The sequence below is a fragment of the Streptomyces exfoliatus genome (assembly GCF_000725545.1).
Classification (GTDB): Bacteria; Actinomycetota; Actinomycetes; order Streptomycetales; family Streptomycetaceae; genus Streptomyces; species Streptomyces exfoliatus.
Genome location: NZ_JNZP01000005.1, coordinates 51,461 through 73,172 on the forward strand (window position 1 = coordinate 51,461; position 21,712 = coordinate 73,172).

Sequence of the window (21,712 nt, forward strand, 5' to 3'; positions counted from 1 at the left end):
GGGGACACCCGGCCGGGTTTCTGTGCTGTCCGCGTCCAGGGGAGGGCCCCGGGTCCCGGAGTACGCGAACGGGGCGCCCCTCAGGAGCGCCCCGTTCGCGTACCGCTCTGCCGGCTCTACTTGGCGTAGTCGCCGACCAGCTCCGCGCCGGTGGTGTGCGCGCCGCGCTCGGTGATCTCGCCCGCGACCCAGGCCTCGACGCCCCGGTCCGCCAGCGTCGTCAGGGCCGCGTCCACCGAATCGGCCGGCACGACGGCCATCATGCCGACGCCCATGTTCAGGGTCTTCTCCAGCTCCAGGCGCTCCACCTGACCGGCCTTGCCGACCAGGTCGAAGATCGCGCCCGGGGTCCAGGTGGAACGGTCGACCGTGGCGTGCAGGCCGTCCGGGATCACCCGGGCCAGGTTGGCGGCGAGACCGCCGCCCGTGATGTGGCTGTACGCGTGGACGTCCGTGGTCCTGGTGAGGGCCAGGCAGTCCAGCGAGTAGATCTTCGTGGGCTCCAGGAGCTCCTCGCCCAGGGTCCGGCCGAGCTCCTCGACCCGCTGGTCGAGGGTCATGCCGGCGCGGTCGAAGACCACGTGCCGTACGAGCGAGTACCCGTTCGAGTGAAGACCCGAGGAGGCCATGGCGATGACCGCGTCCCCCGTACGGATGCGATCGGCGCCGAGCAGCCGGTCGTACTCCACGACACCCGTGCCCGCGCCGGCCACGTCGAAGTCGTCCGGGCCGAGGAGGCCAGGGTGCTCGGCCGTCTCGCCGCCGACCAGGGCGCAACCGGCCAGGACACAGCCCTCGGCGATGCCCTTGACGATGGCGGCGACCCGCTCCGGGTGGACCTTGCCCACGCAGATGTAGTCGGTCATGAAGAGCGGCTCGGCGCCGCAGACGACGATGTCGTCCATGACCATCGCGACCAGGTCGTGGCCGATCGTGTCGTACACGCCCATCTGGCGGGCGATGTCGACCTTCGTGCCGACGCCGTCGGTGGCGGAGGCGAGCAGCGGACGCTCGTAGCGCTTGAGGGCGGAGGCGTCGAAGAGGCCGGCGAAGCCCCCGAGGCCACCGAGGACCTCAGGGCGCTGCGTCTTCTTCACCCACTCCTTCATGAGCTCGACGGCGCGGTCACCCGCTTCGATGTCGACACCTGCAGTTTTGTAGCTCGCCGCCGCGTAGCTGGCACCGGTGGTCTGAGACATGGGTTCAGAGCTTTCGTGTCGTCGTACTGCACGCCGTACTGCGGGTCGCAGCGGCTTCTTACGGGCGACGGAGCGCGTCGGAGGCCGCGGTGGCCGCCGGGCCTGCGGCCAGCTCGGTCTCCAGGAGCTGCTTGCCGAGCAGCTCGGGATCCGGCAGCTCCATCGGGTACTCGCCGTCGAAGCACGCACGGCAGAGGTTCGGCTTCTGGATCGTGGTCGCCTCGATCATCCCGTCGAGCGAGATGTACGAGAGCGAATCCGCGCCCAGCGACTTGCCGATCTCGTCGATCGACATGCCGTTGGCGATGAGCTCCGCGCGGGTGGCGAAGTCGATGCCGAAGAAGCAGGGCCACTTCACCGGCGGCGAGGAGATCCGGATGTGGATCTCGGCCGCGCCGGCCTCGCGGAGCATCCGGACGAGCGCGCGCTGGGTGTTGCCGCGGACGATCGAGTCGTCGACGACCACCAGGCGCTTGCCCTTGATGACTTCCTTGAGCGGGTTCAGCTTCAGCCGGATGCCGAGCTGGCGGATGGTCTGGGACGGCTGGATGAAGGTGCGCCCGACGTAGGCGTTCTTCACCAGGCCCGCGCCGAAGGGGATGCCCGAGGCCTCGGCGTAGCCGATCGCGGCCGGGGTTCCGGACTCCGGCGTCGCTATCACCAGGTCGGCCTCGACGGGCGCCTCCTTCGCGAGGCGGCGGCCCATCTCCACGCGGGAGAGGTACACGTTCCGGCCGGCGATGTCGGTGTCCGGGCGAGCCAGGTACACGTACTCGAAGACACAGCCCTTGGGCTTCGCTTCCGCGAATCGCGAGGTGCGGATGCCGTTCTCGTCGATCGCGATCATCTCGCCCGGCTCGACCTCGCGGACGTAGCTGGCGCCACAGATGTCGAGGGCGGCGGACTCCGACGCGACCACCCAGCCGCGCTCCAGACGGCCGAGGACCAGCGGGCGGATGCCCTGCGGGTCACGGGCCGCGTAGAGCGTGTGCTCGTCCATGAAGACGAGGGAGAAGGCGCCCCGGACGTCGGGGAGGACCTTCGCGGCGGCCTGCTCGATGGTGAGCGGCTTGCCGTCCTCGTCGACCTGGGCCGCGAGCAGCGCGGTGAGCAGATCGGTGTCGTTGGTGGCGGCCACCCGGGTCGAGCGGCCTTCCTTCTTGGGCAGGTCGGCGACCATCTCGGCGAGCTGCGCCGTGTTCACCAGGTTGCCGTTGTGGCCGAGCGCGATCGAGCCGTGGGCGGTTGCCCGGAACGTCGGCTGCGCGTTCTCCCACACGGAGGCACCGGTGGTCGAGTAGCGGGCGTGACCGACCGCGATATGACCTTGGAGGGAACCGAGAGAGGTCTCGTCGAAGACCTGGGAAACGAGCCCCATGTCCTTGAAGACGAGGATCTGGGAGCCGTTGCTAACCGCGATACCCGCGGATTCCTGGCCCCGATGCTGGAGGGCATAGAGCCCGAAGTACGTGAGCTTTGCGACCTCTTCACCCGGAGCCCAGACACCGAAGACGCCGCAAGCGTCCTGGGGGCCCTTCTCACCGGGAAGCAGATCGTGATTGAGTCGACCGTCACCACGTGGCACGTTTCCGAGTGTAGACGCGGTCGACCACTGGTCCGAATTGGCGAAATCCAGCACCGCGACGCTCGTACGATCACACCAACTGATCGTCTCTGGCTCGGAGAGGCCCACGAACCAGGCGGGGGAAGGGTTCCGACCCCCGGCGCCCCCGCGAGCGGACGCTCGTACCAGCTCCGGAATTCCTCCGCGATGTGACGGAGTTCGCAATCCGGCGGCGTCCCGGAGTCCGAAACACCGCCGCAACACCGCTGCCACACCCGGTCCCGGGGTGCGAGACGACGTTGACAGGTACGCGGACGCTGGAGAAAGCTCCAGCCCCATGCAGCCCTCGCGTGACCGGTCGGTCACCCTCGTCCAGCGCCGACACGTGGACCTCGTCCGTGTCACCAGCGCCGGCTGTCGCTGCCTCTGACCGGTCTCCCGGTCCTCCGCCTCTCCCCTCCCCCTCCTTGTCACCGCCTCCTCCGCGCCGCCGTCCCCCACCCCGCCCGGCGGCACCGGGACCGGAGGCGTACCCGCACGCCCGTCTGGAGACCCCCGTGTCCGCATCCCTCTCCCGCCGCGCCCTCGGCGGCGCCGCCGCCGGAGCCGCCGCCGCTGCCGCCATCGGCGTCACCGCCGCCCCGGCCCAGGCCGCCGCACCCGAGGAGCGCGAGTTCCGCGCCGCCAGCCCGCGCCGCCACTCCCGGCGCCCCAACATCCTCTTCATCCTCGGCGACGACCTCGGCTGGGCCGACCTCTCCTCGTACGGCTCGCCGCACATCCGCACCCCGCACCTCGACCGGCTCGCCCGCCAGGGCGTCCGCTTCACCGACGCCTACTCCGGCTCCGCGACCTGCTCCCCCACCCGCTTCAGCCTCTACACCGGCCGCTACCCGGGCCGCACCAAGGGGGGCCTCGCCGAACCCATCGCCGACCGGTCCGTCGGCCTGGAGCCCACCCACCCCACGCTCGCCTCGCTGCTCCGCGACTCCGGCTACGCCACCGCCCTCATCGGCAAGTGGCACTGCGGCTACCTGCCCGACTACTCCCCCACCCGATCCGGCTGGGACGAGTTCTTCGGCAACTTCGGCGGAGCCCTGGAGTACTACTCCAAGCTCGGCCTCGGCGGCGAGTACGACCTCTACGAGGGCGACGCCGAGTACAAGGACCTGCGCTACTACACGCGCATCCTCACCGAGCGGGCGAGCGAGTACGTCGGCCGCGACCACGACCGGCCCTGGCTCCTCAACCTGAACTTCACCACCCCGCACTGGCCGTGGGTCGCCGACGGCGACAAGGAGACCAGCGACGAGATCACCCGGCGCATCAAGGCGGGCGACGGCCGTGCCCTGTGGCACCAGGACGGCGGCTCGGTCGAGAAGTACACCCAGCTCGTCGAGGACCTCGACCGGTCGATCGGCAAGGTCCTGGACGCCCTGCGCCGCTCCGGTCAGGAGCAGGACACCCTCGTCGTCTTCGCCAGCGACAACGGCGGCGAACGCTTCTCCTACAACTGGCCGCTCGCCGGCAACAAGGGCTCCCTCCAGGAAGGCGGCATCCGCGTCCCGTCCGTGCTGCGCTGGCCGGCCCGGATCGACGGCGGCCAGGTCAGCGGCCTCCCGCTCTTCAGCCCCGACTGGACCGCCACCCTCCTCGAACTCGCCGGTGCCCGCCCCGACCCGGCCCACCCGCTCGACGGCACGAGCCTCGCCCGGTACCTGCTGCGCGGCGACGAGGTCCCGGAGCGGGACCTGTTCTGGCGGGTGCGCGGCGAGCGGGCCCTGCGGCGGGGCGACTGGAAGTACTACCGCGGCAAGTCCGGCCGCGACCAGCTCTTCCACCTCGGCCGGGACGTCCGCGAGCAGGCGGACCTGGCGGCCGTCGAGCCCGGTCTCACCGCCTCGCTGCGGACGGCCTGGGAACGGATCGACGCGGGACTCCTGCGCTACTGAGCACCGGCACCCGGCTCCGCGACCGCGACCGCGGTGAGGCCCTCGCCGGAGGCATCGGTGAGGGTCAGGGTCCGGTGGTCGAGCCGGTAGGTGAGCGGGCCGTCGAGGAGCTCGTACAGCTTCGTCTCCAGCTCCATCTGCGGGCTCGTGCACATCATGCGGGTGGTCGCGGCCGGGCCCTGGACCGTGAGCGTCTTCTCCGCCACCGTGGCGGTCGCGGAGAAGTTGTTGCAGCCCAGGTTGCCGCTGACCCGGCCGTCCTTGCCGAGGACGAGCCGCGCCTTGCCCTCACTGCCGGCGGGCGGTGAGGCCACGGTGTCCCCGGAGACGAGCCCGTCGATCTTCCAGGTCGTGCCGCGCAGCGGGGCGGCCGGCTCGGCGGTCAGTTCCAGACCGTTCCGGCCGTCCGGGGACGTCAGGGTGAGGGACTCACCCTTCAGCCTTCCCTTCAGCGGGCCGGAGAAGGCCTTCATCAGCTCCGTCTCGAAGCGCTGCCGGTCGCCGGGGCAGCCGATCTCGGTGATCCCCTGCCCGGAGACGGTGAGGGTGTCCCCGTTCACCGCGACGGCAGCGTCGAAGCCGTTGCAGCCGCTGTTCCCCCGCGCGCGGCCGTTCTCCCCGAAGTCGACGCGGGCGCCGTCCGGGGCGGTCGACCTCCGCCCGTCGAGCGTCACGGCGCCGATCGTCCAGTACGTACCGGCGACGGGGAGGTCGGGGGCGGCGGTGTCCGCGCCGGACCCGGAGCCTCCCTCCGTACCGCAGGCGGCGAGGAGGAGGACCAGGGCGGCGGCTGCGAGGGTGCGCGGCGTCTGCGTCTGCATGGCGGTGGGACGGCCGCGCGTACGAGTCGGTTCCCTCAGCCCATCAGGGGCAGGAGCCGCTCCAGGTCGGCGCGTTCGCCGCTCGCGCTGATCCGGGCCTCGTCGAGCTCCTTCGCCCACCGCGCCCGGCCGGTCGCGAGCCGGATCCAGGTCATGGGGTCCGTCTCGACCACGTTGGGCGGGGTGCCCCGGGTGTGCCGGGGGCCTTCCACGCACTGCACCACCGCGTACGGCGGCACCCGCACCTCGACCGCCCCGCCCGGGGCCTTCGACGCGAGCGCGTCGGCGAGCAGTCGGGTGCAGGCCGCGAGCGCCTGCCGGTCGTACGGGATGCCGGCGCCGGTCGCCGCGTTCAGGTCGTCGGTGTGGACGACGAGTTCGACGGTCCTGGTGACGAGGAAATCGGCGAGCGTCATCCCGCCGAAGCTCACCGGCAGGACGCGCTCGTCCTCGACGCCCGCCACCGCCCGCTCGTAATCGTCCGCCACGCGCGCGTACAGCCCGGTCAGGTCGGAGGCGTCGAGACCGCGGGTAAACGCGTCGATCCGCTCGGACGCGCCGGCCGTGACGAACGGCCAGTCGAGCAGCGCCAGCCGGTCCTTCGCCCGCTCCGGCATGGCGAGCAGCTGCGGCACGGAGTCGACCATCCACGCCAGATGCGCCGCCAGATCCCGTACCGACCACTCCCCCAGCCTGGTCGGCCCGTCGAGCTGCTCGGGCGTGAGCGCCCCGACTGCCTCCCGTACGTGGCCGAACTGGGCGAGCACGGCGGACCTGATCTTGGCGGAGTCATAGCTGCGGGTGCGCTTCTTGGCCGGTGGCATGGGGGCGAGCGTAGTCGGAGACTGGAGAGGTCGAGAGACGGGAGAGGGAAGGCTTCCAGCACAGCGTCTACCCGTACGAAAGGGGTCGATCAGCCATGGCTGAGCACCCTGACGCCGCCCTGGTCCGCCAGGGCTACGCCGCGTTCTCCAAGGGCGACATGGCGACCATACGGTCGATGATGACCGCGGACTGCACCCACCACTCGCCCGGCAGCAGCCGGATGTCCGGCCACTTCAAGGGCGTGGACAACATCCTCGAACACTTCGGGCAGCTCATGGAGCTCACCGACGGCACGTTCGAGGTCGAACTGAAGGGCGTCTATCCGGACGGCCGGGGCCATGTCATGGCGGTGCACAAGTGGCACGGCGACCGCGGCGACCGCGGCATCGAGATGGAGGGCGGGCTCTTCTTCAGCATCGTCGGCGGCAAGATGACCGACGTGGACGAGTGCGTCGCGGACATCGAGGAATCCGACGCCTTCTGGGGACCGCCCGACTGAACGTGACACGGATACGAGACGGCCCCCGGTCCCATGCGCAGGACCGGGGGCCGTCTCACGTACCGCGTCGGATCAGGCCAGCAGGGCCGGGATCGTCGCCTCGTGCGCCTCGCGCAGCTCCGTCAGGGAGAGCGCGAACTCGCCCTGGACGTCGACCGCGTCTCCGTCGACGACACCGATCCGGGTCGCCGGCAGACCCCGCGCACCGCACATGTCGGTGAAGCGGAGTTCCTCGCTGCGCGGGACGGCGACGACCGCGCGGCCCGCCGACTCCGAGAAGAGGAACGTGAAGGCGTCCAGGCCCTCGGGGACGACCAGGCGCGCACCGTTCCCGCCGCGCAGGCAGGACTCCACGACCGCCTGCACGAGACCGCCGTCGGACAGGTCGTGCGCCGCGTCGATCATGCCGTCGCGGGAGGCCGAGATCAGGATGTCGCCGAGCAGCTTCTCCCGGTCGAGGTCCACGGCCGGCGGCATGCCGCCGAGGTGCTGGTGGATCACCTCGGACCAGGCCGAGCCGCCGAACTCGCCCCGCGTGTCGCCGAGCAGGTAGAGGAGCTGGCCCTCTTCCGCGAAGGCGATCGGCGTACGGCGGTTCACGTCGTCGATCACACCGAGGACGGCCACGACCGGCGTCGGGTGGATCGCGGTCTCGCCCGTCTGGTTGTAGAGCGAGACGTTGCCGCCCGTCACCGGGGTGCCCAGCTGGAGGCAGCCGTCCGCGAGACCACGGGTGGCCTCGGCGAACTGCCACATCACGTCCGGGTCCTCGGGCGAACCGAAGTTCAGGCAGTCCGAGATGGCGAGCGGCTTGGCACCGGAGGCGGCGACGTTGCGGTACGCCTCCGCCAGGGCGAGCTGCGCACCGGTGTACGGGTCGAGCTTCGCGTACCGGCCGTTGCCGTCGGTCGCCATGGCCACGCCGAGGTTGGTCTCCTCGTCGATACGGACCATGCCCGCGTCCTCGGGCTGCGCCAGGACCGTGTTGCCCTGCACGAACCGGTCGTACTGGTCCGTGATCCAGGACTTGGAGGCCTGGTTCGGGGAGGAGACGAGCCTGAGGACCTGGTCCTTCAGCTCGGCGCCGTTCTGCGGCCGGGGCAGCTTGCCCGCGTCGTCGGCCTGGAGCGCGTCCTGCCACGCCGGGCGCGCGAACGGCCGGTGGTAGGTCGGGCCCTCGTGGGCGACGGAGCGCGGCGGCACGTCGACGATCTGCTCGCCGTGCCAGAAGATCTCCAGGCGCTCGCCCTCGGTCACCTCACCGATGACGGTGGCGATGACGTCCCACTTCTCGCAGATCTCCAGGAAGCGCTCGACGTGCTGCGGCTCGACGATCGCGCACATGCGCTCCTGCGACTCGCTCATGAGGATTTCCTCGGGCGAGAGGGTCGCGTCACGCAGGTGCACCCGGTCGAGCTCGACGCGCATGCCGCCGGAACCGGCGGAGGCCAGCTCGGACGTGGCACAGGAGAGCCCGGCGCCGCCGAGGTCCTGGATGCCCGCGACCAGCTTCTCCTTGAAGATCTCCAGGGTGCACTCGATGAGGAGCTTCTCCTGGAAGGGGTCGCCGACCTGGACGGCGGGGCGCTTGGTCGGCTTCGTGTCGTCGAAGGTCTCGGACGCGAGGACCGAGACGCCGCCGATGCCGTCACCACCCGTGCGGGCGCCGTACAGGATCACCTTGTTGCCGGGGCCGGAGGCCTGGGCGAGGTGGATGTCCTCGTGCTTCATCACGCCGATGCAGCCGGCGTTGACGAGCGGGTTGCCCTGGTAGCAGGAGTCGAAGACGACCTCGCCGCCGATGTTGGGCAGGCCGAGGCAGTTGCCGTAGCCGCCGATGCCGGCGACGACACCGGGCAGCACGCGCTTGGTGTCGGGGTGGTCGGCCGCGCCGAAGCGCAGCGGGTCGACGACCGCGACCGGGCGGGCGCCCATGGCGAGGATGTCGCGGACGATGCCGCCGACGCCGGTGGCCGCGCCCTGGTAGGGCTCGATGTACGAGGGGTGGTTGTGCGACTCGACCTTGAAGGTGACCGCGTACCCCTGGCCCACGTCGACGACGCCGGCGTTCTCGCCGATGCCGACGAGCATGGCGTCGTTCTCCGGGACCTTCTCGCCGAACTGCTTCAGGTGCACCTTGCTGCTCTTGTAGGAGCAGTGCTCGGACCACATGACGGAGTACATGGCGAGCTCGGCGCCGGTGGGACGGCGGCCGAGGATCTCGCGGATGCGCGCGTACTCGTCCTCCTTGAGGCCGAGCTCCTTCCAGGGCTGCTCGGCCTCGGGGGTCCCGGTGGCGTGCTTGACGGTGTCGAGGCTCATCAGGCGTTGACCAGCTTCTTGAGGATCGAGGTGAAGAAACCGAGGCCGTCCGTCTTGCCGGTGCCGATCAGCGGCTCGACGGCGTGCTCGGGGTGCGGCATGAGGCCGACCACGTTGCCCGCGGCGTTGGTGATGCCCGCGATGTCACGCAGCGAGCCGTTGGGGTTCGTGTCCAGGTAGCGGAAGGCCACCCGCCCCTCGGCCTCCAGCTCGTCGAGCACACGCTCGTCCGCGACGTACCGGCCGTCCATGTTCTTGAGCGGGACCTCGATCTCCTGGCCCTTGACGTAGTCAGAGGTCCAGGCGGTCTCCGCGTTCTCCACCCGCAGCTTCTGGTCGCGGCAGATGAAGTGGAGGTGGTTGTTGCGCAGCATCGCGCCGGGCAGCAGGTGTGCCTCGGTGAGGATCTGGAAGCCGTTGCAGATGCCGAGGACGGGCATGCCCGCCTTCGCCTGCTCGATGATCGTCTCCATCACCGGCGAGAAGCGGGAGATGGCTCCGGCCCGCAGGTAGTCCCCGTAGGAGAAGCCGCCTGCCAGGACCACGGCGTCGACCTGCTTGAGGTCCTTGTCGCGGTGCCAGAGCGAGACGGGCTCGGCGCTGGCCAGGCGGGCTGCGCGCAGCGCGTCCTGGTCGTCGAGCGTGCCGGGGAAGGTGACGACGCCGATGCGTGCGGTCACGATTCCACCTTCACGATGAAGTCTTCGATCACGGTGTTGGCAAGGAAGGTTTCGGCCATCTCATGGATGCGGGCGAGGGCGGCCTCGTCGACCGGGCCCTCCACCTCCAACTCGAAGCGCTTCCCCTGGCGGACGTCGGCGATTCCGGCGAATCCCAGGCGGGGCAGTGCACGCTGCACCGCCTGCCCCTGAGGGTCGAGGATCTCCGGCTTGAGCATGACGTCGACTACGACGCGTGCCACTGGCACTCCCGGTGGTGTGTTGCGTGGGCGGTTCCATCAGCGTACCTGCCTCCAAATTCTACGCGGGTAGAGATCTGAAGGATCCTCCAAAAGCCAGGCCGCGAGACCGCTCGGCCGACGAACGCCACACCCTCCCCGCCCCGGCCCGCGCACACAAAATTCGAGTGAAATATTGCGGAGTCCATTGCTCCGGGACACGCTGAAACAATTGCCAGGGCTTCACAATGCGACGCCTACCGCTGTACAAAGGAATGCAGAAGAAAGCAGCATTGTCCCGGCACAGCCGTAAGGTCGACATCGTCGCACGTCAGAGGCGCCACAAGCGTCCTCTCCGCGACACCGGCCGCATGAAAGGACCGATATCCGTGGCTCAGCGTGTGGTGGTCACTCTCTCCGACGACATGGACGGCGGAGAAGCGGCTGAGACGGTCGCCTTCGGTCTTGACGGGAAGATGTACGAGATCGACCTGAATGCTGCCAATGCAGAGAAACTCCGCAAGGCACTCGCCCCGTACCTCACCGCCGGGCGCAAGATCACGGGCAGGGCGGCGGCCGGCCGGAACCCCTCGGTGGAGGCGTACACCCACACCGCCCTCGCTCCCGATCCGGCGGCGGTCCGCGCCTGGGCGCAGTCCAACAAGATGGAGGTGCCGGCCCGCGGGCGCATCCCCAAGCGCGTCTACGAGGCCTTCCGCGCCGCGAGCTGACCTCCGGCCCGAGCGACGCCGGGAGCCGAGTTGCATTGCACCCCCGATGATCCGGTAGAGTCTGGATCACGCCGAGGGGCAAGGCCGAAAAGCCGAACCTCACGCAGCGTGCGGGTGTAGTTCAGTAGTAGAACATCCCCCTTCCAGGGGGAAGGCGCAGTGTGCAATTCCTGTCACCCGCTCTGCATCGCTCGACCGACCACTGGTGTGGATCAGGTAGAGTAGTGCTCGCACCGCCCAGTGAAAGCTGAGCGGCAGCAATGCGGACGTGGCTCAGTTGGTAGAGCATCACCTTGCCAAGGTGAGGGTCGCGAGTTCGAATCTCGTCGTCCGCTCAGGAGTGCGAAGGCCCCGGTTCTCAGGAACCGGGGCCTTCGTCGTACGCCCGGACGGTGTGAAGCGCCCCACACGGCGGCGTGTCCCACGCACCCGAAACGTTGGGTATAGTTGGCTCCGCGCTACGGCGCATGCGGACGTGGCTCAGTTGGTAGAGCATCACCTTGCCAAGGTGAGGGTCGCGAGTTCGAATCTCGTCGTCCGCTCCATGAAGAAGCCCCCGGTCGATCCGACCGGGGGCTTTCTCGTGCCTTCGGACCCTGGGCCCCCCGGCCTGATCCGAGGGACGGGGCCTAGAAGCTGTCGGACCAGGTCTTGCCGGTCAGCAGCTCGTACGCCTCCAGGTACTTCGCGCGCGTGGCGTCCACGATCTCCTGCGGGAGGGGCGGCGGCGGCTGCTCGCTCTTGCGGTCCCAGCCCGAGGCCGGGGAGGTCAGCCAGTCCCGGACGAACTGCTTGTCGTACGAGGGCTGGGCACGGCCCGGCTCCCACTGCGCGGCCGGCCAGAACCGGGAGGAGTCCGGGGTGAGGACCTCGTCGGCCAGCACCAGGGACGTCCCGTCGAAGCCGAACTCGAACTTCGTGTCGGCGAGGATGATCCCGCGGTCGCGGGCGATGTCACGGGCCCGGCTGTACACGGCCAGGGTCGTCTGACGCAGCATCGCGGCCGTCTCGGCGCCGACCTGGCGGGCGACCTCCTCGTACGACACGTTCTCGTCGTGGTCGCCGACCGCGGCCTTGGTGGCCGGGGTGAAGATCGGGGCGGGCAGCTCGGAGCCGTCGCTCAGACCCTCGGGGAGCGCCAGGCCGCAGACCGTACGGGACTCGACGTACTCGACGAGACCGGAGCCGGTGAGGTAGCCGCGGGCCACGCACTCGACCGGGATCATGTTCAGCGACTTGCAGATCAGCGTGCGGCCCGCCCAGTCGGCGGGGGCGCCGGCCGGCAGCTCGGTCGAGAGCACGTGGTGGGGGACCAGGTCGGAGAGCCGGTCGAACCACCACAGGGAAAGCTGGGTGAGGACCCGGCCCTTGTCGGGGATCTCGGTGGGCAGGACCCAGTCGTACGCGGACATGCGGTCGCTCGCCACCATCACGAGGTCACCGGCCTCGTTCCGGTACAGGTCGCGCACCTTGCCCGTGTGGAGATGGGTGAGGCCCGGGACCTGGACAGGCTCGGGCTTTTCTACGAATCCGGACACGGTTCCTCCGCGTAGGTTGATCCAGGAGCATGTCGATTCTCTCGCACCGGACCGGGTCGTCGGCGAGCGGGCCCGGTCCGTCCTGATCCGTCCTGGTCAGCCTCGGTCGATACTCGTACGGATCCGGTCAGTCCCTCTTACAGATCCGGTCGAGAAGGTTCGCGGTGGCGCGCTGGACCCGGGGGTCGACGTGGCCCGGCCGGTCCAGTGCGGGCGACCAGGCGAAGGTCCCGGAGGCGAAGACCCAGGCACCCGAGGGCGCCCGGTAGAGCGAGGTCTCCTGGTGGCGAAGTGCCCCGTCGCCGTCCCGGTAGGGCGAGTGGGCGAGCAGGATGCGGCCCTGGTGCTCGGGCAGCGCCGTCCGTGGGAAGTAGCGGTCGGCCTCACCCGCCACCAGCCCCGGGATCTCGTCGCCGTCACCGGCTCCGGTGGCCTCCCAGAGCCAGTGCTCGGCGTTCCGCACGACCAGCGGGTGCGGTTCGGGCACCCGGCCCGCGTACTGGATGCCGAGGAGCTGCTGCTCGGGCCGGTCCACCTCGCGCCACAGGGCCGGACGGCCGGGGCCGCGCCGCTTGCGGCAGGTGAGGAGCCGGTCCGGCACGCCGGAGGGCGAAGGGCCCAGCTCCACCTGCCAGTACATGGTGTTGGCGGAGAGGAAGACCAGCGAGGTGCCCTGGTCGCGGGCGAGTTCGGCGGTCCTGCGCATCGGCGCCGACCAGTACTCGTCGTGCCCGGGGAAGACCAGGCCCCGGTAGCGGCTCGGGTCGACCCGGCCGGCGTGCAGGTCGCGGGTCTCCGCGTACGCCAGGTCGTAGCCGTAGCGCTCGGCCCAGCGGATGAAGTCGTAGGCGTGCCCGACGTGCAGGGGCAGGCCCGCACCCGCGTACGGGCGGTCGAAGGAGACGGTGACGGCCGCCTCCTGCTCGCCGAGCAGCCTGCCGTCCTCGTCCCAGGCGTGGTACAGGCTGGCGCCGGTGCGACCGTCCTCCGGATAGAGGTTGTACGCCTGCCAGGTCACGTCCGGAAGGACGAGGAGCAGATCCGCCGGGTGGTTGTCGCGGACCGTGAACGGGATGTGCGAGCGGTAGCCGTCGGCGGTGGTGAGGACGGCGACGTACGCGCCGATCGACCAGTACGTCGGCACCTGCAGCCGCCACGACTGCCACCAGTGATGACAGGACACCGTGCGGTCGGCGGTCAGCGGCGCCGGCTGGACGATGCCGGAGAGGCGCGGACTCGTGGTGATCTTCGCGGCGCCGTCACCGCCGTAGTGACCGATCCGGTAGACGTCGACCGAGAACTGCTGCGGCGGGTCCACCGTGACATGGAAGTCGATCGACTCACCGGGCGCCACGGCACCGTCGGACGCGAACCCCTTGATCTGGCGCCTGACGTCGTCGGCCGTGCGCGGGCCGCCACTGCCGCCCCGGGCCAGGGTCTCGTCCGCGTACCAGGGGACCATCTGGCCGGTGTCGTCGAAGTAGTTCTCGGATCCGCGCAGCCAGGGCAGCGGACCCTGGCCGAAGGGATCCGTGACGGCGTGCGCGAGCGCGCCCGACTCCCACCGTCTGATCTGGTCCGCCCCCATGCTGCGCCCCTCCCTCGACTCCCCCGGGTCGGCTGGTCAGTGCCTCTGGTCCGTGTCTCTGTCAGTGACGGTCTCCAGCACATCACATAACGCACGCACTCCGTCACCGTTCGTCGCGAATTGACGAGAGTGGAAGCCGAGGCTCCGGGAAGACGTCGCGCGCGGACGTCTCCGGGGCCCCTCGGCGGGCCCTCAGACCAGCCGTACCGGCTTCTCCGCCCGCACTCCCGTGCGGGCCAGCCAGACACGCAGCGGCTCCGGGTCGCCGTCCTCGACCAGGGCGAGGACACGGGGGCCGAGGTCCACCGCCCGCTCGCCGCCCACCAGCAGCGCGGGCCCGTCGAGCCAGTCGAGGCCCGGGGCCGCCGCAGCGGTGTCCACGGCGGCGCAGCAGACCATCGCGGTCACATGGTCGGCGAGCAGATCGCGGCCGGAACGGGGCGGCTGAAGCGGGAAGAGCGGCAACGGCCCGTCGGGACCGGAGACGGCCACGGGAGCCGCGCTGCCGGAGCGGTCGTCCTTGTCCGCGCTCCCGGCCGCCGCCTCCGCGTTCAGGACGGTGGCGGCCACCCGCGCCTCCCGTGCGGCCTCCTCACGGGAGAGGAGAGCACTGAGGGCTCCTGCGAGCGCCTCTGCGGCGGGGTTGACGGGCTCTTCGTGGTCGTCGTCGGCCGAGAGCGGGTGATCGCTGTCGTCGTCGGCCGAGAGCGGGTGATCGCTGTCGTCGTCGGCCGAGAGCGGGTGATCGCTGTCGTCGTCGGCCGAGAGGGGCGGGTCGTCGTGGGTGTCGGTGGGCTTCCTCGGCTCCGAGGACAGGTGGGCGATCACCCGGGTCAGGGTCGGGCCGTCGGCGGCGGACGACGCGTCGGCGGGAGCGCCGGCCACGCCGAGCCCGTCGAGAACCTGGTGCAGCCGCGCCGCGTCGGTGCGCCACTTCCGGTCGACGACCTCCTCCGGGTACTCGCTCCACTCCACCGGCGACCAGTCGGGGCCGGGTTCGGCCGGGCCGCCGTGGAAGAGGCGGGCGGCGAGCAGCGAGGTGGCCTCGTCGACCGCGCCCGGCTCCTCCAAGAGGTCGCAGGCGGGCCGCTCGCCGAGGCGGGAGGAGAAGCCGTCCGCCAGCCTGTCCCGGCGCGACAGTTCGGTCAGGGCGGAGACCACGCCCGCGTCGAGCCTGGAGGGCCAGCGGCCCATCCGCCAGGCGGGCAGCGCGACCCGTGTGAGGAGACGGTCCCAGCCCGCGTAGGCCAGGCCGACCTGCTCCTGCGCCACGATCCGTACGCCGTAGTCCACGGCCTGGGCGCGCTCCGAGCCGGCCACGGCGACCCCGCGCTCCATCTCGGCCGCGTGCCCGCGGCAGGCGCGCAACAGGACGCGGGCGACCTGTCCGACGCCGTGCGCGCCGAGTCTGCGGACCGGGTCGAGGCCGGGGGCCCGCGGCACGGCGACGGCGGCGTCCAGGCCCCGGACGAAGCGGCGGGCGGCGGCTATGTCGGGGTGGGCGGCCGGTCCGGTGCCGGCGACGACGGGGGCGAGGACAGCGCGCAGTTCGCCGACCCGCATCCACCAGAGGAAGGGCGAGCCTATGACGAGGACGGGAGCGCCCTCTTCGGCGCCGTCTCCGGACCACGTACGCCGTGCGCGGTGATCCCCTCGGGCGCGTCGAGCCCCGTGGGCGCGGTGGGTGCGGTCCTCCAGCCAGCTGTCGCAGTCCGGGGTCAGGGCTATCCCGGCGGGGGCCGGGACTTCCAGGCGGTCGGCCAGGTCCCGGACGAGCCGGTAGAGATCGGGGGCGGCGGCCTCGGAGAGCTCCACCGTCGGCGTCGCGGCCGGGCGGGCCCTGGCGACGACGAGGGCGACGGCCGTGGCGGCGAGGAGGACGACGACCGCGAGGACGGTCACCACCCAGCGGGCCGCGTCCCAGCCGGAGCCGGTGAAGTGGCCGGTGACCCCGCCCGCGTACAGGACGACGGCCACGGCCGCGGGAAGGACCGCGAGGCCGAGGGCCCTGCCGCGGACCCGGAGGACGCCGAGGGCCCGGGAGCGCGCGGCGCGCACACCCCATTCCTCGCCGACATCGGAACCGGTACCGGACACGCCGTACATCACCCCCTCCTGTCCATGCCGGGACTGCCTGTGGCGGTGTTGGTCACTCCCCCACTGTGGCACCCGCCACCGACATCGCAATGCCGGTGGGCCAAGTGCCGGAACGCCTGTGCCGCACCCTAGTTGGGGCTTTGGCGGACGTCATCCGGATGGCCGAGCCGTCACTCGATGGAATGGCTTTGGGTAAAGGTGATGGCGCTCGTGCGGCCGTACGGTTCACCGCACGGCCGCTCGACACATCAGCACATCAGCGCGTTGTTCAGGCCTCGGCGGCCTTCCGCGCGATGTCCGTACGGTGCTGGGAGCCGTCAAGGCGGATACGGCCGACCGCCGCGTACGCGCGCTCGCGTGCCTGCTCCAGGTCCGTTCCGGTCGCGGTGACCGACAGGACACGGCCGCCCGCGCTGACGATCGCGTCGCCGTCCCGCCTGGTCCCGGCGTGGAGCACGTACGCGTGCGGGGCGTCCTTCTCCGCGACCTCGTCCAGGCCCTCGATCGGGTCGCCCGTGCGCGGGGTGTCCGGGTAGTTGTGCGAGGCGATGACCACGGTGACAGCGGCCTCGTCGCTCCAGCTCAGCGGGGCCTGGTCCTCCAGGGTGCCGTTGGCGGAGTTCAGCAGGACGCCCGCCAGCGGGGTCTTCAGCCGGGCCAGGACCACCTGGGTCTCGGGGTCGCCGAAGCGCGCGTTGAACTCGATGACCCGTACGCCGCGGCTCGTGATCGCCAGACCCGCGTACAGCAGGCCGGAGAACGGCGTGCCACGGCGGCGGAGCTCGTCGACCGTCGGCTGGAGGACGGTCGCGAGGACCTCGTCGACCAGCTTCGGGTCGGCCCACGGCAGCGGCGAGTAGGCGCCCATGCCGCCGGTGTTCGGGCCCTCGTCGCCGTCGAGCGCGCGCTTGAAGTCCTGCGCGGGCCGGAGCGGCAGGACGGTGGTGCCGTCGGTGATCGCGAAGAGGGAGACCTCGGGGCCGTCGAGGTACTCCTCGATGACCACCCGGTCGCAGGAGAGGGCGTGGGCGCGGGCCTGCGCGAGGTCGTCGGTGACGACGACGCCCTTGCCGGCGGCGAGGCCGTCGTCCTTCACCACGTAAGGAGCGCCGAAGGCGTCGAGCGCCTCGTCGATCTCCTCAGGGGTCGTGCAGACGTAGCTGCGGGCGGTGGGCACCCCGGCGCCGGCCATGACGTCCTTGGCGAACGCCTTGGAGCCCTCCAGCTGCGCGGCCTCCCCCGACGGGCCGAAGACGGGGATCCCGGCCGCGCGGACGGCGTCGGCGACGCCCGCGACGAGCGGGGCCTCCGGGCCGACGACGACGAGCCCGGCACCGAGTTCGGTGGCGAGGCGCGCGACGGCGTCGCCGTCCAGCTGGTCGACGGGGTGCAGCTCGGCGACCTCCGCGATTCCGGCGTTGCCGGGCGCGCAGTGCAGAGCGGTGACGTCGGGATCGAGGGAGAGAGAGCGGCACAGGGCGTGTTCGCGGGCGCCGCCGCCGATGACGAGGACCTTCACGTCAGCCAGGGTAGCCCGCCGCCCGGGATGACCCTTGTGCGGGCCACTGAACGAGACGCCCCTACTCGTTCGTGTATTCCTCCACAACGGTGGCTCCGAGCTCGCGCACGATCAGGTCGTGCCCGGAGAGGGCGGAGTCGACGAGGTCGGGATCGTCCTCCTCCGGTACGTCGTCCTCGGGCGCCACCGGCGGCGGCGCGGGCGGCGTGTACGCGGGCGCGGGAGCCTGCGCGGGGGCCGGGGCCGGGGCCGACGCCTGCGGGAAGGCGGAGACGGGCGCCGAAGGGGCCTGCGACGGGGCGGGGGCGGGCGGCGGGGCCTGTTGGAAGGCCGGAGCGGGCGCCTGCGGCCGGCCGCCGCCGAAGCCTCCGGTGCCGCCCGAGCCGCCGAAGCCGGTGGCGGCGGGCGGCGGCGAGGCACCGCCCGAGGGATCGATGATCGCCTCGATCTTCCAGTTCACGTGGAACTGCTCGGAGAGCGCCTGCTTGAGGACGTCCTCGCTGCCGCTGCTCGCGAAGTTGTCGCGGGCCCCGGCGTTGAGGAAGCCGAGCTGGAGGGTGGTGCCGTCGAAGCCCGCGACCTGGGCGTTCTGGCTGAGCAGGATCCAGGTGAAGCGGCGCCGGTTCTTGACGGCGTCGAGGATCTGCGGCCAGAGGTTCCGCACCTGGGCGATGTCCCCGCCGCCTCCGCCGGTGGGCGCGGGGGCCGGGCTGGGGGCGTGCGCGGGCTGAGCCTGTACGGGAGCGGGTGCGGGTGCGGCGGCCGGGGCGGACGCGCCGGGCCAGGCACCGGGGGCGCCGCCGCCGGGGGTGGCGGCACCCGGCCAGGCACCGGGCCGGGGCGCGGCGGGAGCGGCGGGGGCCTGGACGGCCTCGGGCTGCTGCGGTGCTTGTGCGGCCTGGGCAGGAGCGGGAACGGGTGCGGGTGCGGGCGGCGGCGGCGGGGCCATCGGGGTGTGGGCTTCGGGCCCGGGGACGTACCCCATGGCGGGCGCAGGAGGCCCGGGCGTGAAGACGGGCGCGGGCGCGGCGGCCGCCCCGCGCTCCAGGCGGTCGAGCCGTGCCTGGACCGAACGCTCGTCGTCGAAGGCGGCGGGCAGCAGCACGCGCGCGCAGATCAGCTCCAGCTGGAGCCGGGGCGAGGTGGCGCCCCGCATCTCGGTCAGTCCGCTGTTGACGAGATCGGCGGCCCTGCTGAGCTCGGCGGCGCCGAAGACGGACGCCTGGGCCTGCATGCGCTCGATCACGTCGGCCGGGGCGTCGATGAGCCCCTTCTCGGCCGCGTCCGGCACGGCGGCGAGGATCACCAGGTCGCGGAGCCGCTCAAGGAGGTCGGCGACGAACCGGCGCGGGTCGTTGCCACCCTCGACGACCTGGTCGACGACCTCGAAGGCGGCGGCGCCGTCCCCTGCGGCGAACGCTTCCACGACCGAGTCGAGCAACGACCCGTCCGTGTAGCCGAGCAGGGACGTCGCCATGGCGTATGTCACACCGTCGGCGGCGGCGCCGGCCAGGAGCTGGTCCATGACGGACATCGAGTCACGCACGGATCCGGCGCCGGCGCGCACGACGAGCGGCAGCACGCCCTCCTCGACGGGGATGCCCTCGCGCCCGCAGACCTCGCCCAGGTACTCCCGGAGGGTGCCGGGCGGCACGAGCCGGAAGGGGTAGTGGTGGGTCCGCGACCGGATCGTCCCGATGACCTTCTCGGGTTCGGTGGTGGCGAAGATGAACTTCAGGTGCTCCGGCGGCTCCTCGACCACCTTCAGGAGGGCGTTGAAGCCCGCCGAGGTGACCATGTGGGCCTCGTCGATGATGTAGATCTTGTAGCGGCTGGACGCGGGCCCGAAGAATGCCTTCTCCCGCAGGTCACGGGCGTCGTCCACACCACCGTGCGAGGCCGCGTCGATCTCGATGACGTCGATCGACCCCGGCCCGTTCCGCGCGAGGTCACGGCAGGACTGGCACTCCCCGCAGGGCGTCGGCGTGGGCCCCTGCTCGCAGTTCAGGCACCGCGCCAGGATCCGCGCGCTGGTCGTCTTGCCACACCCGCGGGGCCCGCTGAACAGGTACGCGTGATTGACCCGGTTGTTCCGCAGGGCCTGCTGCAACGGGTCGGTGACATGCTCCTGCCCAATGACCTCGGCGAAGGACTCGGGGCGATAGCGGCGGTAGAGCGCGAGAGACGACACGTATACGAGGTTATAGGCGCCCACCGACAACCAGGGCCCACCGACGACGGGGACGATCACGACCGCCACTCCCGCCCCTGGAAACCGGGCACCTCGGGAAGCCGGACCGCCGGGGAACGCAAGCGCCCCCCACGCACCTGCCAGAGCCGACCTACCCTTGCTGCCTTCCGGCCCTGGGGGAGTTCAGTCAGATAGCACCGCGTGAGGGGCTCCGCCAAGGGTACCCGATCCCGGGACCTGGCGGCTCCCCACGGGGGCCCGCGGAACGTTCTTGTGGATCACGTTCGCGAGCACCCCTCAACGTCTTGTATTGTTTGCGGCGGAGGATTCGCCTAGTGGCCTAGGGCGCACGCTTGGAAAGCGTGTTGGGGGCAACCCCTCACGAGTTCGAATCTCGTATCCTCCGCCAGTGCCTCACCGGGCACGATGTCGAAGGGCCCCACCGTTCGCGGTGGGGCCCTTCGACGTGTGTGGTTGCAGTTTTGATTGCAGTTCCCGGCTATCGCCCGTTGAGGACGGCCCGGCACTCGTTGCAGTACATGGCCGGGTTCTGCCCGTACCGCCGCATCATCTGGCTGCAGCCAGCGCACAGCCCGAGCTCCCACGGCGGGCAGCCCAGCGCCGCGGAGGCCGCCGCCCGCTCGACGGGAGTGATCCGCGCCGGGTCGCCGGAGCGTTGTGCCGGCAGGCGGGGCAGGGTGAAGCCGCCGGTCGGCTGGTCGAGATCGCGAAGAGGCCGGGCGTCACTGACGAACCAGCTGTCCTCGCCTGCCCGGCAGGCACGGTCGATCTCCTGCTCGGTGAAGGTGATCACGTCGTCATCCTCTTCGACGGGGACCACGGGCAGGGGCGCCTTCTCGTCGACGATCTCCTCCCAGAGCGCACGATCGGCCGCCGACACCCACATGTGCCGCCCAGCGCGGCCACTGCCCCGACTGGGCACGTAGACGGGGACGCTCTCCCCCATCGCGCTCCGCAGGACAAGGTCCTCGATGAAGACCGGCTTCTTTTCCGGGAGGCACAGCGCCGGCACGAACCAGTCCGCGTGAATCGCGCCGCAATGGCCGGCGCCGTCGCTGACGAGACAGTGGCGCTCGCTGCTCGGTACGCACTTCCAGACTTCGAGGTGCCGGTACCCGCCACGGATCACCATCTCCTTGCCATCGGAGATGTCCTTCCACGGCATGTCATCGACGCGCGCCCAGGGTGCCCGGTCGATCAGGGAAGCCGTCCGGTCCTTCGCCACCCAGAGCGGGGTGATGCCGTGCTCTACGGCATTGACCGAGCGCCGGTGCACGCTGCTGGGACTGAGATGGTGGTACTGGATCTCCCAGCCGATCCGCAGTCCACCAGGCCCGGTGACGACGGCGTCCGAGACGCTCCGCCGGTTGGCCATGGGAACCTCGGCCTCGGCGCCCAGGCCGTACCGCGCGGCAGTCTCGACGACCCGTTCCTTGGTGGCCTTGTGTTGCGCGCTCTCCGCCGGGGTCGCCTTATGCGTGATCGGCAGGTGCGAGGCCACGAGCGGCCGCCGACCCCCGACCCGCCCTCGGCGGATGAACATCCACGGCGACTTCCCGCCGGTCTCTGACAAGCATTCCCGCCCGTCGTGGTGCGCGAGACATTCGAGCAGCTGCGGGTCGCGGTCAGAGACCCTGCCGGTGATCTCCCGCAGCAGATCGGGACGCCCCGGGTGACCGAGGTCGGGCAGGGACAGATTGATCTCTATGCCATATCCGGTGTGCCACACCCCATTTGCCACCTCTCCACCATAGGAAGGACCACTGGTACTCCAACAGAGCGCATGCTCAGAGGTGTTGGCAGCACTTGCCCTGCACTACCGACCCGCCCGGAGGCGAATCGAGCAGCCGGAAGGACCTTCGAACTCCCAGGTGGACAAAGGCTCCGCGACAACCTGCCTCAATCCCGCCGAGTCGTGCGTGCGGATGTCCGAAACCAGCCGCAATG

At 71.1% G+C, this 21,712-nt stretch carries 17 protein-coding genes, 4 tRNA genes and 1 other RNA gene; 8 read left to right on the forward strand and 14 right to left on the reverse strand.

What is annotated here, in order from left to right:
- Nucleotides 1–116: 116 nt before the first annotated feature.
- Both purM and purF read right to left on the reverse strand, forming a co-directional pair.
- Nucleotides 117–1,199: a phosphoribosylformylglycinamidine cyclo-ligase gene (gene purM / locus IO20_RS0107615; RefSeq protein WP_030549604.1), complete on the reverse strand. Its 1,083-nt coding sequence runs from the start codon at nt 1,197–1,199 to the stop codon at nt 117–119.
- 58 nt (nt 1,200–1,257) lie between these two features.
- Nucleotides 1,258–2,784 (reverse strand): amidophosphoribosyltransferase, encoded by a 1,527-nt coding sequence (gene purF / locus IO20_RS0107620; protein WP_030549605.1) that lies wholly within the window; start codon nt 2,782–2,784, stop codon nt 1,258–1,260.
- A gap of 316 nt (nt 2,785–3,100) precedes the next feature.
- Here purF and IO20_RS42290 point away from each other — a divergent pair, with 316 nt between their 5' ends.
- Complete coding sequence (locus IO20_RS42290; protein WP_359202610.1) at nt 3,101–3,193, forward strand: putative leader peptide; 93 nt, start codon at nt 3,101–3,103, stop codon at nt 3,191–3,193.
- 127 nt (nt 3,194–3,320) lie between these two features.
- Entirely contained in the window at nt 3,321–4,715 is a 1,395-nt protein-coding gene (locus tag IO20_RS0107625; protein WP_078945969.1) for a sulfatase-like hydrolase/transferase, read from the forward strand.
- On the opposite strand, the gene IO20_RS0107630 is transcribed toward IO20_RS0107625, so the two are convergent.
- On the reverse strand, nt 4,709–5,536 hold the full coding sequence (locus IO20_RS0107630) for an META domain-containing protein (RefSeq protein ID WP_030549607.1): 828 nt from the start codon (nt 5,534–5,536) through the stop codon (nt 4,709–4,711). The genes IO20_RS0107625 and IO20_RS0107630 overlap by 7 nt on opposite strands.
- 35 nt (nt 5,537–5,571) lie before the next feature.
- Complete coding sequence (locus IO20_RS0107635) at nt 5,572–6,360, reverse strand: maleylpyruvate isomerase family mycothiol-dependent enzyme (RefSeq protein ID WP_030549608.1); 789 nt, start codon at nt 6,358–6,360, stop codon at nt 5,572–5,574.
- 95 nt (nt 6,361–6,455) lie between these two features.
- On the opposite strand from IO20_RS0107635, the gene IO20_RS0107640 reads away from it, so the two are divergent.
- Nucleotides 6,456–6,860 carry a nuclear transport factor 2 family protein gene (locus IO20_RS0107640; protein ID WP_030549609.1) on the forward strand — a complete coding sequence of 135 codons (405 nt, stop codon included), beginning with the start codon at nt 6,456–6,458 and terminating at the stop codon, nt 6,858–6,860.
- A gap of 72 nt (nt 6,861–6,932) precedes the next feature.
- Here IO20_RS0107640 and purL read toward each other — a convergent pair whose 3' ends face one another.
- Genes purL through purS form a run of 3 tightly spaced genes read right to left on the reverse strand, consistent with a single transcriptional unit; the run spans nt 6,933 to nt 10,104 of the window.
- On the reverse strand, nt 6,933–9,182 hold the full coding sequence (purL, locus tag IO20_RS0107645; protein ID WP_030549610.1) for a phosphoribosylformylglycinamidine synthase subunit PurL: 2,250 nt from the start codon (nt 9,180–9,182) through the stop codon (nt 6,933–6,935).
- The gene (gene purQ / locus IO20_RS0107650; RefSeq protein ID WP_030549611.1) at nt 9,182–9,862 is read right to left on the reverse strand and encodes a phosphoribosylformylglycinamidine synthase subunit PurQ; all 681 of its coding nucleotides are present in this window, start codon (nt 9,860–9,862) and stop codon (nt 9,182–9,184) included. The genes purL and purQ overlap by 1 nt, the downstream gene beginning before the upstream one ends.
- On the reverse strand, nt 9,859–10,104 hold the full coding sequence (gene purS, locus IO20_RS0107655) for a phosphoribosylformylglycinamidine synthase subunit PurS (RefSeq protein ID WP_030221400.1): 246 nt from the start codon (nt 10,102–10,104) through the stop codon (nt 9,859–9,861). Before purS ends, purQ begins: the two co-directional genes overlap by 4 nt.
- A gap of 365 nt (nt 10,105–10,469) precedes the next feature.
- Between purS and IO20_RS0107660 the strand changes: the two genes are divergently transcribed.
- From IO20_RS0107660 to IO20_RS0107675, 4 genes are all read left to right on the forward strand, one after another.
- Nucleotides 10,470–10,811: a histone-like nucleoid-structuring protein Lsr2 gene (locus tag IO20_RS0107660; RefSeq protein WP_030549612.1), complete on the forward strand. Its 342-nt coding sequence runs from the start codon at nt 10,470–10,472 to the stop codon at nt 10,809–10,811.
- A gap of 110 nt (nt 10,812–10,921) precedes the next feature.
- Nucleotides 10,922–10,993: transfer RNA gene (locus IO20_RS0107665), tRNA-Gly, on the forward strand.
- 80 nt (nt 10,994–11,073) lie between these two features.
- Nucleotides 11,074–11,146 (forward strand) — tRNA-Gly (locus IO20_RS0107670).
- Between the two features lie 134 nt (nt 11,147–11,280).
- Nucleotides 11,281–11,356: transfer RNA gene (locus tag IO20_RS0107675), tRNA-Gly, on the forward strand.
- Between the two features lie 84 nt (nt 11,357–11,440).
- Here the strand turns inward: IO20_RS0107675 and IO20_RS0107680 are convergent.
- The 6 genes from IO20_RS0107680 to ffs form a co-directional block, all read right to left on the reverse strand.
- A complete protein-coding gene (locus IO20_RS0107680; RefSeq protein ID WP_030549613.1) occupies nt 11,441–12,349 on the reverse strand; it encodes a phosphoribosylaminoimidazolesuccinocarboxamide synthase in 909 nt (302 codons plus the stop codon).
- Between the two features lie 127 nt (nt 12,350–12,476).
- On the reverse strand, nt 12,477–13,937 hold the full coding sequence (locus IO20_RS0107685; protein ID WP_030549614.1) for a N,N-dimethylformamidase beta subunit family domain-containing protein: 1,461 nt from the start codon (nt 13,935–13,937) through the stop codon (nt 12,477–12,479).
- 192 nt (nt 13,938–14,129) lie between these two features.
- A complete protein-coding gene (locus IO20_RS0107690; protein ID WP_030549615.1) occupies nt 14,130–16,043 on the reverse strand; it encodes a M48 family metalloprotease in 1,914 nt (637 codons plus the stop codon).
- 259 nt (nt 16,044–16,302) lie between these two features.
- Entirely contained in the window at nt 16,303–17,553 is a 1,251-nt protein-coding gene (purD, locus tag IO20_RS0107695) for a phosphoribosylamine--glycine ligase (RefSeq protein ID WP_030549616.1), read from the reverse strand.
- A gap of 61 nt (nt 17,554–17,614) precedes the next feature.
- Nucleotides 17,615–19,744 carry a DNA polymerase III subunit gamma and tau gene (locus IO20_RS0107700; protein WP_030549617.1) on the reverse strand — a complete coding sequence of 710 codons (2,130 nt, stop codon included), beginning with the start codon at nt 19,742–19,744 and terminating at the stop codon, nt 17,615–17,617.
- Nucleotides 19,745–19,859: 115 nt separating this feature from the next.
- Nucleotides 19,860–19,958, reverse strand: an RNA gene (ffs, locus tag IO20_RS38010) — signal recognition particle sRNA small type.
- A gap of 107 nt (nt 19,959–20,065) precedes the next feature.
- Between ffs and IO20_RS0107705 the strand changes: the two genes are divergently transcribed.
- Nucleotides 20,066–20,153 (forward strand) — tRNA-Ser (locus IO20_RS0107705).
- Nucleotides 20,154–20,243: 90 nt separating this feature from the next.
- On the opposite strand, the gene IO20_RS0107710 is transcribed toward IO20_RS0107705, so the two are convergent.
- Complete coding sequence (locus IO20_RS0107710) at nt 20,244–21,506, reverse strand: competence protein CoiA family protein (protein ID WP_245684890.1); 1,263 nt, start codon at nt 21,504–21,506, stop codon at nt 20,244–20,246.
- Between the last annotated feature and the right edge of the window lie 206 nt (nt 21,507–21,712).

What these genes read in the sequence shown, in the direction of transcription:
- purM (WP_030549604.1), bottom strand. Translation starts at nt 1,199, where the DNA reads ATGTCTCAGACCACCGGTGCCAGCTACGCGGCGGCGAGCTACAAAACT.
- IO20_RS42290 (WP_359202610.1), top strand. Translation starts at nt 3,101, where the DNA reads ATGCAGCCCTCGCGTGACCGGTCGGTCACCCTCGTCCAGCGCCGACAC.
- IO20_RS0107630 (WP_030549607.1), bottom strand. Translation starts at nt 5,536, where the DNA reads ATGCAGACGCAGACGCCGCGCACCCTCGCAGCCGCCGCCCTGGTCCTC.
- IO20_RS0107635 (WP_030549608.1), bottom strand. Translation starts at nt 6,360, where the DNA reads ATGCCACCGGCCAAGAAGCGCACCCGCAGCTATGACTCCGCCAAGATC.
- IO20_RS0107640 (WP_030549609.1), top strand. Translation starts at nt 6,456, where the DNA reads ATGGCTGAGCACCCTGACGCCGCCCTGGTCCGCCAGGGCTACGCCGCG.
- purL (WP_030549610.1), bottom strand. Translation starts at nt 9,182, where the DNA reads ATGAGCCTCGACACCGTCAAGCACGCCACCGGGACCCCCGAGGCCGAG.
- IO20_RS0107685 (WP_030549614.1), bottom strand. Translation starts at nt 13,937, where the DNA reads ATGGGGGCGGACCAGATCAGACGGTGGGAGTCGGGCGCGCTCGCGCAC.
- IO20_RS0107690 (WP_030549615.1), bottom strand. Translation starts at nt 16,043, where the DNA reads ATGTACGGCGTGTCCGGTACCGGTTCCGATGTCGGCGAGGAATGGGGT.